Origin of the sequence: Paractinoplanes lichenicola (genome assembly GCF_016785085.1) — a bacterium.
Taxonomy (GTDB): domain Bacteria; phylum Actinomycetota; class Actinomycetes; order Mycobacteriales; family Micromonosporaceae; genus Actinoplanes; species Actinoplanes lichenicola.
On sequence record NZ_JAENHO010000002.1, the window covers coordinates 610,986 to 624,682 of the forward strand.

General features: G+C 71.2%; 13 protein-coding genes. 5 read left to right on the top strand and 8 right to left on the bottom strand.

Features of this window, described 5'->3' with window-relative positions; all coding sequences use genetic code 11:
- Window positions 1-379 precede the first annotated feature (379 nt).
- The gene (locus JKJ07_RS07345; RefSeq protein WP_202990463.1) at window positions 380-1,813 is read right to left on the bottom strand and encodes an MFS transporter; all 1,434 of its coding nucleotides are present in this window, start codon (window positions 1,811-1,813) and stop codon (window positions 380-382) included.
- 52 nt (window positions 1,814-1,865) lie between these two features.
- Between JKJ07_RS07345 and JKJ07_RS07350 the strand changes: the two genes are divergently transcribed.
- Window positions 1,866-2,414, top strand: coding sequence for a TetR/AcrR family transcriptional regulator (locus tag JKJ07_RS07350; protein WP_202990464.1), 549 nt, complete (start codon window positions 1,866-1,868; stop codon window positions 2,412-2,414).
- On the opposite strand, the gene JKJ07_RS07355 is transcribed toward JKJ07_RS07350, so the two are convergent.
- The gene (locus tag JKJ07_RS07355; protein WP_202990465.1) at window positions 2,411-3,433 is read right to left on the bottom strand and encodes a Gfo/Idh/MocA family protein; all 1,023 of its coding nucleotides are present in this window, start codon (window positions 3,431-3,433) and stop codon (window positions 2,411-2,413) included. The two genes, JKJ07_RS07350 and JKJ07_RS07355, sit on opposite strands and share 4 nt — an antisense overlap.
- 139 nt (window positions 3,434-3,572) lie before the next feature.
- Between JKJ07_RS07355 and JKJ07_RS07360 the strand changes: the two genes are divergently transcribed.
- Window positions 3,573-4,397: a methyltransferase domain-containing protein gene (locus JKJ07_RS07360; RefSeq protein WP_202990466.1), complete on the top strand. Its 825-nt coding sequence runs from the start codon at window positions 3,573-3,575 to the stop codon at window positions 4,395-4,397.
- Here the strand turns inward: JKJ07_RS07360 and JKJ07_RS07365 are convergent.
- Window positions 4,394-5,056, bottom strand: a complete 663-nt coding sequence (locus tag JKJ07_RS07365) for a YqeB family protein (RefSeq protein ID WP_202990467.1) — start codon at window positions 5,054-5,056, stop codon at window positions 4,394-4,396. The two genes, JKJ07_RS07360 and JKJ07_RS07365, sit on opposite strands and share 4 nt — an antisense overlap.
- A 107-nt stretch (window positions 5,057-5,163) precedes the next feature.
- Here JKJ07_RS07365 and JKJ07_RS07370 point away from each other — a divergent pair, with 107 nt between their 5' ends.
- Window positions 5,164-6,267 (top strand): sensor histidine kinase, encoded by a 1,104-nt coding sequence (locus JKJ07_RS07370; protein WP_202990468.1) that lies wholly within the window; start codon window positions 5,164-5,166, stop codon window positions 6,265-6,267.
- Complete coding sequence (locus JKJ07_RS07375) at window positions 6,255-6,905, top strand: response regulator transcription factor (RefSeq protein ID WP_202990469.1); 651 nt, start codon at window positions 6,255-6,257, stop codon at window positions 6,903-6,905. The genes JKJ07_RS07370 and JKJ07_RS07375 overlap by 13 nt, the downstream gene beginning before the upstream one ends.
- Here the strand turns inward: JKJ07_RS07375 and JKJ07_RS07380 are convergent.
- The 4 genes from JKJ07_RS07380 to JKJ07_RS07395 form a co-directional block, all read right to left on the bottom strand.
- On the bottom strand, window positions 6,844-8,385 hold the full coding sequence (locus tag JKJ07_RS07380) for a glycoside hydrolase family 130 protein (RefSeq protein ID WP_202990470.1): 1,542 nt from the start codon (window positions 8,383-8,385) through the stop codon (window positions 6,844-6,846). The two genes, JKJ07_RS07375 and JKJ07_RS07380, sit on opposite strands and share 62 nt — an antisense overlap.
- A gap of 8 nt (window positions 8,386-8,393) precedes the next feature.
- Window positions 8,394-9,479 (bottom strand): glycosyltransferase, encoded by a 1,086-nt coding sequence (locus tag JKJ07_RS07385; RefSeq protein ID WP_202990471.1) that lies wholly within the window; start codon window positions 9,477-9,479, stop codon window positions 8,394-8,396.
- Window positions 9,476-10,624, bottom strand: coding sequence for a glycosyltransferase (locus JKJ07_RS07390; protein ID WP_202990472.1), 1,149 nt, complete (start codon window positions 10,622-10,624; stop codon window positions 9,476-9,478). The genes JKJ07_RS07385 and JKJ07_RS07390 overlap by 4 nt, the downstream gene beginning before the upstream one ends.
- Window positions 10,625-10,757: 133 nt before the next feature.
- Entirely contained in the window at window positions 10,758-11,759 is a 1,002-nt protein-coding gene (locus JKJ07_RS07395) for a glycosyltransferase family 4 protein (protein WP_202990473.1), read from the bottom strand.
- Between the two features lie 82 nt (window positions 11,760-11,841).
- Between JKJ07_RS07395 and JKJ07_RS07400 the strand changes: the two genes are divergently transcribed.
- Window positions 11,842-13,536 (top strand): glycoside hydrolase family 13 protein, encoded by a 1,695-nt coding sequence (locus JKJ07_RS07400; RefSeq protein WP_202990474.1) that lies wholly within the window; start codon window positions 11,842-11,844, stop codon window positions 13,534-13,536.
- Here the strand turns inward: JKJ07_RS07400 and JKJ07_RS07405 are convergent.
- Window positions 13,526-13,672 carry a hypothetical protein gene (locus JKJ07_RS07405; RefSeq protein ID WP_202990475.1) on the bottom strand — a complete coding sequence of 49 codons (147 nt, stop codon included), beginning with the start codon at window positions 13,670-13,672 and terminating at the stop codon, window positions 13,526-13,528. The genes JKJ07_RS07400 and JKJ07_RS07405 overlap by 11 nt on opposite strands.
- Between the last annotated feature and the right edge of the window lie 25 nt (window positions 13,673-13,697).

Genomic DNA, 13,697 nt, shown 5'->3' on the forward strand with positions numbered 1-13,697 from the left:
CGCGGCCCGCTGGGGCCCGCCGCGTGCCGCCCGTGAATCAGGTGCCCGTCCGCTGCGTGCCGTCCGTCGCACCGGCGATCAGGGCTCGCCCGCCGCATGCCACCCGTCGCACCCGCGATCAGGGCTCGCCCGCCGCGTGCCGCCCGTCTCGCCGGCGATCAGGTGCCCGCCCGCTGCGTATCGCCCGTCGTACCCGCGACCACGGACCCGCCTGCCGCTTCTTGTACCCCAAGATCAGGTCAACCCCAGGGGCCCACCCGACCGGGGGACCCCCGCCCTCGGCCATTTTAGTGAGTTGGGGCGATCTTGGGGGTTGTGGCGGTGCCGGGCTGTGGACGGAGCGGGATTGTGGATAACCCGCCTGGCGGGCCCCGATGTGCTAGGCCTCGACCGGGGACAGCTCGGGCAGGACCTCGGCGGGGCGCTCGGGCTCGGCCCGGCGGGCGGCCGGCACGAGCAGGGCGACCAGGAAGGCGGCCGCGGCCACGAAGGTCAGCACCAGGAACGACGTCGTATAGCCGGACTCGGCGGGCAGACCTTGTGCACCAGGGTGGCTGGTGATGATCGAGCTGACCAGGGCCGTGCCCAGGGAGGCGCCGATCGTACGGATGTTGGTGTTCATGCCGCTGGCCACGCCCGTCTGGTGGCGGGGGACGCTCTGCACGATCAGGTTGACCAGCGACGAGTAGACCAGGCCGAGCCCGATGCCGAAGACGCCGCCGGCCACCGCCACCTGCCACTGTTCGGCGTGGCGGAGGGCGAGGGACAGGGTGGCCAGGGTGCTCAGGCCGGCGCCCCACAGCAGTTGGGCCTTGCTGCTCGCCCAGCGGGTGAGCGGGCCGCTCAGCGAGCCGAAGACGGCCATCGTGACCAGCATCGGCAGCATCAGCAGGCCGGCCCCGGTGACCGTGGCGCCGAAGCCGTAGCCGGAGGCGGCCGGGATCTGCATGAGCTGGGGGAGGAAGGCGAACACGCCGAACATCGCGGCCCCGAAGAGCAGGGCGACCAGGTTGGCGGTCCAGACCGCGGGCAGCCGCATCATGCGCATGTCGATCAGCGGCTCTTGCGAGCGGAGCTCGGCGAACAGCCAGGCGGCGAGCAGCACGGCCGCGGCGGCGAGGAGCCCGAGCGTACGGGCGGAGGTCCAGCCCCAGGCGGCGGCCTTGCTCAGCGGCAGCAGCAGGGCCACGAGCCAGCCCGACAGCAGCGCCGCGGAGAGCCAGTTGACGCGGCCGGGGGTGCGTACGGGGGATTTGGGCACGAGCCGCCAGGCCAGCAGGCCGACCACGATGACCACCGCCATCGGCAGCCAGAACAGCCAGCGCCAGCTCAGCGCGCCGACGATCGGGCCGGCCAGCACGATGCCGAGGCCGCCGCCGGTGGCGATGACCGCGGCCAGCACGCCGATCGCGGAGGTGACCCGCGCGGGCGGGAACTCGTCGCGGAGGATGCCGAACGAGACGGGGAAGATCGCGCCGCCGAGGCCCTGGATGACGCGGGCCACGATGAGCACGGTGACATTGGGGGCGAGCGCGGCGAGCAGGCAGCCGGCGGCGATGGCGGCCAGCGCGACCAGCAGCGCGCGGTCCTTGCCGGTCAGGTCGGCGATGCGGCCCATCAGCGGGGTGGCGACCGAGGCGGACAGCAACCAGGCGGTGAGCACCCAGGTGACCGTGCCGGTGGTGGTGTGCAGATCCTGCTGGATCGTCGGGAGGATCGGCGTGACCAGCGACTGCATGAGCGAGAAGGCCGCCGCGGCGGCGGCCAGAACCGCGAAGGTCGTTCGCGGGCTGCTCTGATAAAGTCGAGGCATGCCTCCACATTAGCGGAGGGGTGCCTCCGGTACGCAATGTGGGGTGGGTCTCATGGCGATTGCTGTACGCCGTCCGCAGCGGGCGGACGCGCGCCGCAATTTCGACGCGCTGCTCGCGGCGGCCCGGGACGCCTTCGCCGAGAACGGCACCGAGGCGTCGCTGGAGGACATCGCGCGCCGCGCCGGGGTTGGGATCGGGACGCTCTACCGGAATTTCCCCACGCGGCAAGATCTGTTCGAGGCCGTCTACGTCGACGAGGTGGACCAGCTCGCGGCCGTGGCGGCGGCGGTGGCCGACCTGCCGCCCTGGGAGGCGTTGACGACCTGGCTCGACCGATTCGTCGACTATGTCGGGACAAAGCGGGCGTTGGTAGAGGCTCTGAACCGCGACTCGGAGATGTTCCGGGCGTGCCGGGCCACCATGTACGAGGCGGGCGAGCCCCTGTTCGAGCGCGCGAAGGACGCCGGCGAGGTGCGGGCCGACGCCAGCTTCGACGACATGCTGCGCATGGTCTCCGGGGTGACCTCGGGCGCGTTCGTCGACACCGCCCAGCGGGACCGGGTGCTCGGCTTCGCGCTGAGCGGCCTGAAAAAGGGCTAGAGCCGGACGGCCTGCCCGCTGCGCGCACTCTCCCGCGCGGCGTCGAGCACAGTCATATTCCGTACGACGTCGGAAGGCTCGACCGGCAGCGCCCCCTCACCCCGTACGGCCGCCGCGAACGCCGGGTAGTAAAGATCCCACCGGCCACGCTCACTGCGTACGGAAGTGCCGTCGTCGCCCCGATAGATGCGGCCCCACGCGCTTTCCGGCTCGACGCCCCACTCGTCGCCCAGCTCGGCGGGGGAGCGGCCCGCCTTGAGCGCCGCCTCCTGCCCGTCGATGCCCGCGACGATGAAGGCGCCGGTCGTGCCCGCCACCCGATAACGCGGCCCCGGGGCGCCCTGCCGCCAGCTGCCCCACAGGTGCGACTCGACGCCGTTGACGTGATGCAGCGCGAGGAAGAAGTCGTCGTCGAGCTCGCCGCTGCCGCGAACCTCCGCGTACGCCCGGACGGCCGGGCCGTTGAGCAGCAGCGCCTGGTCGACCAGGTGCGAGCCGAAGTCGAGCAGGGTGCCGCCGCCGGCCGGGCCGGGCTTGCGCTCGGGGGACCAGCGCTCGAAGCGGGACTCGAACCGCCGTACGGTGCCGAACTGGCCGTCGTCGATCAGGCGCCGGAGCGTACGGAAATCGGAGTCGTACCGCCGGTTTTGATAGACGCTGAGCAGCACGCCCTTGGCCTTGGCCGCGGCCACGACCTCTTTCGCCACGTCGGCGGTCAGCGTGAACGGCTTGTCGACGACCACGTGCAGCCCCAGCTCGATCGCCTCGAGCGCGAGGTCGGCGTGCGTGGTGACCGGAGTGGAGATCGCCACCGCCTCGGCCCCGGCCGCCTTGAGCGCGCCGATCGAGTCGAACGCGGCCCGCCCGGGCAGGTTGGCCGCCAGCTCCTTGCGGCGCTCCTCGTTGGTGGTGACCACGCCGAGAAACTCGATGTTCGCCGCGGCGGCGATCAGCGGGGCATGAAAGATGCGCCCACCCGAGCCGTACCCGACCAGCCCGAACTTCACCGAGTCACTCATTCCCGAAAGCCTGCCACATTCCCCGGACAACGCGGCCACCGGCCGCGACTGTAGACCTGAGTGCGGGCTGTGATCCTCTCTTGTCGGATGAGTGACCGGTGCTCTCCTCGGCGGCTTCTGATGCGTCAACATTTGCCGCATGAAGCCCGCGCAGATGGAACGTACGCCGTTCGCCGACCTCGATCGGCAGCCTCGTGAGATGACCGCGATGTTGCTGGCCGCGCTCGAGGCGATGGGCCGGCATCCGGAGATCCGCCGGGTCCGGCGTACGGCGATGGACGCGCTGCGCCCCGCCCCGGGCTGGCGGGTGCTCGACGCGGGTTCCGGCGCGGGCGACGTGGCCCGCTGGATGGCCGGCGAGGTCGGCCCGGACGGCGAGGTGATCGCCCTCGACTACTCGGCGGCCACCATCGCGGCCGCGATCGAGCGGCACGACGGCAGCAACGTGCGCTACACGACGGGTGACGTGTCGGCGATCGACCTGCCCGCGGACAGCGTCGACGGGGTCTGGTGCGAGCGGGTCCTGCAGCACGTCGACGACGCCGACCTGGCGATCGCCGAGCTGGTGCGGGTGACCCGGACCGGCGGGCGGATCTGCCTGATCGACACCGACTGGAGCTCGCTGGCCTTCGACGGGGTGCCGTCGCGCCTGGCCCGCACGGTGGTGGCCGACATGCACGGCCGGCTCACCCCGCGCCAGGTCGACATGGGTCGCACGCTGCGCCGGCGGCTGGTCGGTCAGGGCCTGCGCCGGCTCAGCGCGACCCCGGTGACCTGCCTGTTCGGCGACCCGGCGTCGGCCGCGGTGGTGCTGCCGATGGTCAATCCGATGGTGCCCGAGCAGGCCTGGATGACGGCCCCGGGCGTACGGGAGAAGTGGTTCTCGCACGTCGAGGAGGCGGGCGCGCGGGGCGACTTCCTCGCCGTGCTCACCATCTGGGCCGTCACCGGCACGGTGGCCTAGGAAGCAACGCGCCGCCAGTACTGCTTCTTCTTGTCGTCGCGCACCACGAACCCCAGGCGGCCCAGCTCTTCGCGCAGCTCCCGCACATCCTCGTCGTCGCCCGAGCTCAGGGCCTTCTGCCGGGCCGTGAAGACGGCGTTGGCCGCGTCCGGCACGTCGGGCAGGTGCGGAACCCAGCGCCGGTACGCCTCCAGGTAGGGATCCTGCTCGGCCCAGGCCACGCCGTGCGCCGTGAACGCCGCGCTCAGCTTCTTCTTCGACAGGTGGCACGGTTCCCGGCCCAGTTCCCGGCCCGTACGCCCGAGCAGCACGAGCTGGTCGCGGTCGGGGAAGGCCACCGCGATCTCGCCCCGGGGCACCGCCCGCCGGCGACCGGGCCGGGTCAGCACGACCTCCATCGTCGTGATCCGCACGGTCAGCGACTCGGCGTCGACCAGGGCCGCGAAGATCAACCCGATGATCAGCCCCAGGCCGAGCGCGACCACCAGGTCCCACGGCTCGGGCAGCCGCCGCACGAGGTTGAGCGGCCCGCCGAACGGCAGCCAGTCGATCAGCAGCAGGATGCCCCACAGCAGCGCGGCGCCGGCGAGCGGCAGGCAGAGCCACACGAGCACCCGCGACCAGAGCGGGGTCGGCACGGTTGTTTCCTGTTCCAGCACGTCTGGGAGTCTTCCCGGCCCGGCGGGCGGCCGATACCGACTCGGGTCGACGTGGCGTAGACCAAAGTCGACTGCCCGCCGGAGCGCGCCGCCGGTAGCGTCGGAGCATGCGGAGATGGCTGCTGGACGCGGCGGTGGCGGTGGCGGCCACCGGGCTCGGCGTCTTCTTCCTGACCCACAACCTGTCGGAGGAGGGCGGGGCGCCGCTCGCGCTCGAGGTGACCCTGGGGGCGCTGAGCGCGGCCGCGCTGGTGCTCTTCCGGCGCACCCGTCCCGTCACGGTCGCCCTGGTCATGCTGCCGCTGGCCATCCTGTTCGCGATGCCGATGGGCGCCCTGCCGTTCGCCCTGTTCGCGGTGGGTCTCTATCGGCGGGCCTGGGTCGTCCTGAGCCTGACCGCGCTGCACGCCACGCTGGTCGCCGTCATCTATCGGGCCGCCCTGGGCGCCACCGAGGTCTATTACGAGACCGTCCTGTTCCTGCTGTTGCTGCACGTCAGCGCGGTCGCGGCGGCGATGCTGACCCGCTCGCACCGGCAGCTCGTCGCGTCGTGGGCCGACCGGGCCCGGCAGGCCGAGGAGGGGCAGCGGCTGCGGGTCGAGCAGGCCCGGCTGGCCGAGCGGGAGCGGCTGGCCCGCGAGATGCACGACGTGCTGGCCCACCGCATCTCGCTGCTCGCCGTGCACGCCGGCGCCTTGGAGGTGCGGAAGGAGTCCTCACCCGAGGAGCAGCGGGCGGCCGGGGTGATCCGTGAGTGCGCGCACGACGCCCTGGAGGACCTGCGCTCGGTGATCCACGTGCTGCGGGCGCCCTCGGAGGACCAGCCCCAGCCGACCCTGGGTGACGTGCCCGCGCTGGTCGAGCAGTCGCGGGTGGCCGGGGCCGAGGTCGGGCTGACCGTCGAGGGCGAGCAGGACGTGCCCGCGAGCGTGGGCCGGCACGCGTACCGGATCGTGCAGGAGGCGCTGACCAACGCGCGCAAACACGCACCCGGCGCCCCCGTACGGGTGGCCATCAGCAGCAGCGCTCAGCACGGGCTCGAAGTGGCGGTGCGGAACGCCTTGAAGAGCAGCGGGCCGGGCCTGCCGGGCGCGGGGGCGGGCCTCACCGGGCTGCGCGAGCGGGTCACGCTCGTCGGCGGGCGCATCGAGCACGGCCCGACGGCGGCCGGCGAGTTCCATCTGAGAGCCTGGCTGCCGTGGCCACCGTGAAGGTTCTGCTTGTCGATGACGACGCCCTCGTACGGGCGGGGTTGACCATGATGCTCGAGGCGTTCGACGACCTCGAGGTGGTCGGGGCGATCGCCGACGGCACCGAGGTGGCCTCGGCCGTCAACTCGCACCGGCCCGACGTCGTGCTGATGGACATCCGGATGCCCGGCCTGGACGGGCTCAGCGCCACCGAGTCGCTGCGCGAGCGCAAGGACCCGCCCCAGGTCATCGTGCTGACGACGTTCGACACCGACGAGCACGTGCTGCGGGCGCTGCGGGCCGGGGCGGGCGGCTTCCTGCTCAAGCACACCCCGCCCCGCGAGATCGCCGACGCCGTGCGCCGGGTCGCGGCCGGCGAGCCGATGATGTCGCCCGAGGTGCTGCGCAAGATGATCGGCCTGGTCTCGGGCGTGGGAGTCGACCCGAGCCGGGACAAGGCGCGCACGGCCCTCGGCAAGCTCAGCCCGAGCGAGCAGGATGTCGCCCGGCTGATCGCCGAGGGCCGCACGAACCAGGAGATCGCGGCGGAGCTGCTGATGAGCACCGCGACCGTGAAGGCGTACGTGTCGCGGATCTTTACGAAGCTGTCGCTGACGAACCGGGTGCAGATCGCCCTGCTTGTCCACGACGCCCGGTGACCTTGCGGCCGAGCGGCACCATCCGGGCCAGCAGGTCGTCCAGCGGCATGCTGGCGAACCCGATCCGCACGTCGCTGGCCCCGTACGGCATCCAGAACCGCCCGTCGTGCACGAGCCCGCCGCACGAGTAGAGCACGTTCGGCACGTAGCCCTCGCGCTCGATCTCGTCCGGGAAGAGCAGGCCCTCGGGCAGGTCGGCCAGCACCTTGGACGGGTCCTCCAGGTCGAGCAGCATCGCGCCGATCGCGTAGCGCCGCATCGGGCCGACGCCGTGGGTGAGCACGAGCCAGCCGGCCTCGGTCTCGATCGGCGAGCCGCAGTTGCCGACCTGGATCAGATCCCAGCCCCGGTGCGGCATGAGCAGCGGCGCCGACAGCTGCCAGCGGTGCTGCTCGTCGCGGATGGCCAGGCCCAGCGTCTCGCCGTCGTTGCGGCAGAGCGCCATCTTCTGGCCGTTGATGTAGCGCGGGAACAGCGCCACGCCCTTGTTGCGCGCGGCCGGCCCGCTCATCCGGGTCACCTCGAAGTGCCGCAGGTCGCGCGTGAAGATCACCCGCCCGGAGATCTGCCGCCCGTCGTACGCGGTGTAGGTGGCCTGGTAGACCTTGCGGCCGTCGGGGTCGGTGACCCGCACGAACCGGGCGTCCTCCATGCCGTTGCTCTCGGCCGGGGTCGCGGGCCACATGACCCGCTGGTGCAGCGGCACCGCGCACGGGAACTGCAGCGCGTAGTCCTCGGAGACGATGTGCCGGATCCGGTCGATCGTCTCCTGCGAGTGCGGCCGGGCCAGCAGCTCGCCCGGCACGTGCGAGATGACGTCCTCGAACTCGACGTCGGTGAACCGCTCGGGCAGCACCGAGATCACGTACGAGGACGCCTCGTTGTCGATCTCGGCGTCGATCAGCGCCGCCGCCAGCTGGTTCTTCCAGTGCGTGGCGTCGACCCGCTGGCCCACCATGAGCGGGCCGTCGCGGTCCTCCATGCGCAGCTGGTCGCCGGGCCCGAGCACGGCCGAGCAGAACCCGATGGACGAGATGTGCCCCTCGCCGATCTGCCGCAGGCTGATCGCCACCCGCAGCTCGCCCGGCTCGAGACCGGCCTGGTCGGGGTGCTCGACCATCGACGGGTTGCACAGCGCGGCGGCCTCGATGGCGAACTCGTGGCTGAAGTACGCGCCGATCAGCGTGCGCGCGGTCGGCGACAGCTCGATCTCGGGCGGCACCCGGTGCTGCACCAGGTCGTAGTGGTGCTGGAACGTGCCCAGCAGGTCGTGGTGGCGGCCGCCGAAGCGGGTCAGCACGTCGTCGAGCATGCGGCTGATCTCGTCCTCGTCGAGCTGCATGATGCGCTCGATCAGGCGGCCGGCCCTGTTCTTGACGGTGTGCGAGTCCTCGCCCGGGACGAACAGCTTGATGACGACGCGCCGGCCGTCCGGCTGCATGACGACGTCGTGCCTGGTGATCGTGTCTTGTTTGCTCATGGTTGCGGTCACGCTAGGCCGCCTGACGGTCGGGTCGCGCTCCGGGTCGCCAACGTGCGGGCGTGCTGCAGCGTGGAGACGAGCGCGAGGGTGGATTCGGCTCCTTGATTCACATTAGGGCCACTTACCGTCAGTCCGTCATAACATCCGCCGGTTAGGGGGTCGTACATCGGCTTCTGCCCGTCGTTGTCGCCCAGGAACCAGGCGACCGACCGGAACAGCTGCTCGTCCCAGCGGTCGTCGCCGGTGACCGCGGCCGCCGTGGCGCAGGCGTCGGCGGTCGCGGCGGCCTCGATCGGCTGCTGGTCGTAGCGGTGCTTGGGCACGCCGGGCCGCCACCCGCCGACCGGCACGACCGACAGGTGCCCGTCGTGGTCCTGCTCGCGGCAGAGCCAGGCCAGCATCTTGAGCCCGGCCCGCAGCAGCGGCTCGTCGCCGAGCAGGTCGCCCGCCGCGATCAGCACCTCGGCCAGGGCCGGGTTGGAGTACGTGAGCTCGGGCTCGGGCCAGACCCAGTCCGGTTTGGCGGAGGGCAGGCCGATCACCGTGGCCGCGTCGCCCAGCAGCTCGGCCGCCGCGGCCGACCGCGGGTCCGCGCGCAGCACCTCGGCCGCGCCCAGCCCGGCGAACGCCATGGCCCGGGCCCACGGCGACCGCGTCCGGCAGCCGATCAGGAACGCGTTGAGCGCCTCCCGCCGGATCCACGGCACGGCCGACCGGCCGGCCGCGGTGCCCAGGCCCCACAGGGCGCGCCCCCACCAGTCACCCGTCGAGGGGTCGTCCTCCCACTCCCGCCCGTACGAGAACCGGTTGCGAAAGCCGCCGTCGGACCCCGCGGCGTGGGTCAGGAAGGCCAGGTAGCGCTCGGCCAGCCCGACCAGCTGGGCCGTCGGGCGGGGCTCGCGGCAGATCAGCAGCAGCCCGCGCGAGACGTCGTCGACGCAGTAGCCGTGCTCGCGCCGCACGATCGCGTTGCGGGCGTGCTCGAGCAGCCCGGTGTCGTCGGACAGCCGGACGACGTGACTCCAGTCGGGCAGCGGTGCGTCGGCGAGCTGGATCGGGGGCGGGACGAGGCGGAGCCCGTTCGTCGTCACGCGGGCACCGACGCGGCCAGCGGCGTACGGGCGGTGAGCAGCCGGGCGGCCAGCGACTGGTAGCGGGCGGCGACGGCCGGCCAGCGCAGGGTCGGGCCGCCGGCCAGCCCGGTCAGGCCGAGCGAAAGGCCGGGCTCGGCCAGCGCGTGCCGGATCGCCGAGGCCATCGCCTCCGGGTCCTGATGCGGCACCAGCAGGCCGGGCCCGTCGGCCAGCAGCTCCACGGCGTGCGGGAACTCGGTCGCCACGACCGGGATGCCGGCCGCCACGGCCTCGATCAGCACCCCCGAGGTGACCTGCTCGGTGGAGTCGTAGGGCAGCACCACCACGTCGGCCGAGCGGATCAGCCGGGACAACGCGTCCTCCTCCAGGTACGCGTCCTCCCAGCGCACGGCGCCTGTCACCCCGAGCGCGGCGGCCAGGTCCTTGAGCGAGTCGCGATAGACGTCGCCGAACTGCTCGAGCACCTTCGGGTGGGTGCGGCCGGCGACCGTGTAGACCGGGGCCGGGTCCAGGTCGCCGAGCAGCGCGAGCGCCCGTACGGCCCACTCGATGCCCTTGCCCGGCCCGAGCAGCCCCCAGGTCAGCAGGTTGGGCCGGTCGTGGTCCTCGCGCGGCACGGCGCCACGGCTGGCCGCGCCGTGCGGGATCACCGAGATCTTGCGCGGGTCGACGTCGTAGCCGTCGCTCAGCCGCTGCCGGGCGGTGTCGGTCATCGTGACGACCGCGTCGGCCGTCGCGGCGATCCGCTCGAGCACCTGGCGCTGCAGCGGGTCGGGCGAGCTGAGCACGGTGTGCAGCACCACGATCGACGGCACAGTGAGCGCGCGCAGCAGGGGCAGCACCTCGTTGCCGGCGTCGCCGGGATAGATCCCGTACTCGTGCTGGATGATCGCCACGTCGTAGCGGTTGAGCACGGCGGCCGCGGTCTGCCACCCGCCGGGGGCGTCGGTGTGCCAGGTGTGCACGGTTCGCGGCGCGGCCCGGTCGAGCTCGATTCCGCCGCTGACGCTGTCCTTGGCCAGCAGGCGGACGACTCCCGAGCCGGCGCCATTGGCCAAGTGCGTGGCCAGTGCCGCATTGAAGGTCGCCAAACCGCATTGGGTCGGCGGGTATGTGCTCAGGAAACCGTACGACGCGGGCATGACTAGGCCTTTCTCGCGGCTCAGGGCACGCGGACAGGCTGACGGCGGCCGCGTACAAACGGCAATGCGAAGCTTCGCGAAATTGCTCGGTTTAACGTGCAATTCACAAAGTGACGTTAACAAGAACCGCTATTCAGCCGACGATTTTCCGGTAAATCTCCAGGTAGTTCTCAACCATCCGGTCGCGGGAGAACCGTTCCCGGGCCCGCCGCGCGCAGCCCGCCCGGTCGATCCCGCGCACCCGGCCGACCGCTGCGACCGCCTCGTCCACGTCCTCGACGAGATGCCCGGTTACGCCCTCGTCGACCACTTCGGGCATCGAGCCTTTCCGGTACGCGATCACGGGTGTCCCGCACGCCATCGACTCCACCACCGACAACCCGAACGGCTCGGCGAACCGGATGGGATGCAGCAGCGCCAGCCCGGAGCCGAGAATCGCGCCGCGCTTGTCCGGCCCGACCGAGCCCCGATAGACCACGCGGTCCCCGTCGATCCGGGGCTCGATCAGCTCCTCGAAATAAGCCCGGTCCTGCACGATCCCGCACATCACCAGCCGGCGGCCGGCCCGCGCGGCGATCTCGATGGCCAGATCCGTGCCCTTGTCGGGGTGGATGCGGCCGAAGAGGATCAGGTCTTCTCCTGCGGTTTCCCGTGCGGGCAGCCCGTCCAGGTCGATGCCGTGGTGCACGGTGCCGAGGTAGTCGAGGTCGGGGGAGCGGTCGCTGTCCGAGATCGACACGAAGTGCGAACGGCCCCGCCGGTACGCGGGCAGGATGTTCGACCCGGAGAAGCCGTGGATGGTCGTCACCATCGGCGCACGGCACGACTGCGAGAACGCCAGCGGCAGCCAGTCCAGGTGGTTGTGCACGAGGTCGAACTCGCCCGAGCGGGCCAGCGCGTGCCCGACGTGCAGCGCCTCCCAGACCCGGCCGTCCAGTTCGTCGCTCTCCTCGTACCCGGTCGGCGCGACCCCGTCCAGGGTGGCCTTGGTGATCGAGTCGAGGGTGGCGAACAGCGTCACGTCGATGCCGCGTTCCACCAGCCCCTCGGTGATCAGGCTGGTCACGAGCTCCCACGGGCCGTAATGGAGAGGCGGGGTGCGCCACGCGATCGGGCCGAGCATGGCCACCTTCATGACAAATGCCTCATTCCGGTAGTTAACACGTGCTTAGTATGCCCACCGGTTTGACCGGGCGTTCTCGTGTTAGAGAAGACCCATGACGGATCTCTGGTGGAAGAGCGCGGTTGTTTACCAGATCTACCCGCGAAGCTTCGCGGACGCCGACGGCGACGGCATGGGCGATCTGCGGGGAGTCATCGACCACCTGGACCATCTGGCCGAGCTCGGGGTCGACGTCATCTGGCTGTCCCCGATCTATCCGTCGCCGCAGGACGACAACGGCTACGACATCAGCGACTACCAGAACATCGAGCCGGTCTTCGGCACCCTCGAGATCTTCGACGAGCTGCTGGCCGGGGTGCACGCCCGCGGCATGAAGCTGGTCATGGACCTGGTCGTCAACCACTCCTCCGACGAGCACCCGTGGTTCGTCGAGAGCCGCTCGAGCAAGGACAACCCGAAGCGCGACTGGTATTGGTGGCAGCCCGCCCGCGAGGGCCTCGAGGCGGGCACGCCCGGGGCCGAGCCGACCAACTGGGGCTCGGTGTTCGGCGGCTCGGCCTGGGAGCTCGACGAAAAGACCGGCGAGTACTACCTGCACCTGTTCTCGAAGAAGCAGCCCGACCTCAACTGGGAGAACCCGGCGGTCCGCGAGGCCGTCTACGCGATGATGAACTGGTGGCTCGACCGGGGCATCGACGGCTTCCGGATGGACGTCATCAACATGATCTCCAAGGTGCTGCCGCTGCCCGACGGCCGGGTGACGGCCGGTTCCTCGTACGGGGACGGCTCGGCCGGTTTCATCAACGGCCCCCGGCTGCACGAGTTCCTGCAGGAGATGCACGCCAAGGTCTTCGCCGGCCGCGACGCGATGCTGACCGTGGGCGAGATGCCCGGCGTGACTGTCGACGAGGCGATCCTGTTCACCGACCCCGACCGGCACGAGGTCGACATGGTGTTCCAGTTCGACCACGTCTGGGCCGACCGCGGCGACGACCCCTGGCTGCTGATGCCGCTGCAGCTGACGAACCTGAAGGCGATCTTCAACCGGTGGCAGGCCGGGCTGGCCGAGGTGGGCTGGAACAGCCTCTACTGGAACAACCACGACCAGCCGCGCGCGGTCTCCCGCTACGGCGACGACTCGGCCGCTTATCGGGTGGCGTCGGCCAAGATGCTCGGCACGGTGCTGCATCTGCACCGCGGCACGCCGTACGTCTATCAGGGCGAAGAGCTGGGAATGACCAACTTTCCCTTCCGGACGATCGCCGACTTCCGCGACATCGAGGCGCTCGGGCAATACACCCAGGCGGTCGACCAGGAGGGCCGCTCGCCCGAGGACGTGCTGACCGTGCTGCGCGCCCGGGGCCGCGACAACGCCCGTACGCCGATGCAGTGGGACACGTCGGAGCACGCCGGCTTCACCACGGGGACGCCGTGGCTGGCCGTCAACCCGAACTACCCCGAGATCAACGCCGAGGCCGCCCGGGCCGACCCCGACTCGGTCTTCCACTACTACCGCAAGCTGATCGAGCTGCGGCACACCGAGCCGGCGGTCGTCGACGGCGACTTCACAATGGTGCTGCCCAACCACGAGCAGCTGTACGCCTTCACCCGCCGCCTCGGCGACACGGAACTGCTGGTGATCGGCAACTTCTCCGGCGCCACGGTGCGGGCCGAACTGGACGACGACTGGTCGGGCGCCGAACTGCTGCTCACCAACCTGTCCACGGCCCCCGAGAATCTGACCCTGGAGCCGTGGCAGGCCGTTATCTACAAGCGCGTCACGCGGTGAGCACGGGCCAGGCGTAGGCGAGCAGGGCGAACGCTGCGCCCAGCAGGGCCAGGCTGATGCCGCGGGTCGTGATCGGCAGCGCCGCGAGCACGAGCAGGATGATCGCGATGATATAGAGAACGCCCTGGGTGGACATGGAAACTCCTCGATAGTGGGGGTAG

Excerpts from the sequence above, each read along its gene's own strand:
- JKJ07_RS07345 (WP_202990463.1), bottom strand. The coding sequence starts at position 1,813 with ATGCCTCGACTTTATCAGAGCAGCCCGCGAACGACCTTCGCGGTTCTG.
- JKJ07_RS07350 (WP_202990464.1), top strand. The coding sequence starts at position 1,866 with ATGGCGATTGCTGTACGCCGTCCGCAGCGGGCGGACGCGCGCCGCAAT.
- JKJ07_RS07355 (WP_202990465.1), bottom strand. The coding sequence starts at position 3,433 with ATGAGTGACTCGGTGAAGTTCGGGCTGGTCGGGTACGGCTCGGGTGGG.
- JKJ07_RS07360 (WP_202990466.1), top strand. The coding sequence starts at position 3,573 with ATGAAGCCCGCGCAGATGGAACGTACGCCGTTCGCCGACCTCGATCGG.
- JKJ07_RS07370 (WP_202990468.1), top strand. The coding sequence starts at position 5,164 with ATGCGGAGATGGCTGCTGGACGCGGCGGTGGCGGTGGCGGCCACCGGG.
- JKJ07_RS07380 (WP_202990470.1), bottom strand. The coding sequence starts at position 8,385 with ATGAGCAAACAAGACACGATCACCAGGCACGACGTCGTCATGCAGCCG.
- JKJ07_RS07390 (WP_202990472.1), bottom strand. The coding sequence starts at position 10,624 with ATGCCCGCGTCGTACGGTTTCCTGAGCACATACCCGCCGACCCAATGC.
- JKJ07_RS07395 (WP_202990473.1), bottom strand. The coding sequence starts at position 11,759 with ATGAAGGTGGCCATGCTCGGCCCGATCGCGTGGCGCACCCCGCCTCTC.
- JKJ07_RS07400 (WP_202990474.1), top strand. The coding sequence starts at position 11,842 with ATGACGGATCTCTGGTGGAAGAGCGCGGTTGTTTACCAGATCTACCCG.
- JKJ07_RS07405 (WP_202990475.1), bottom strand. The coding sequence starts at position 13,672 with ATGTCCACCCAGGGCGTTCTCTATATCATCGCGATCATCCTGCTCGTG.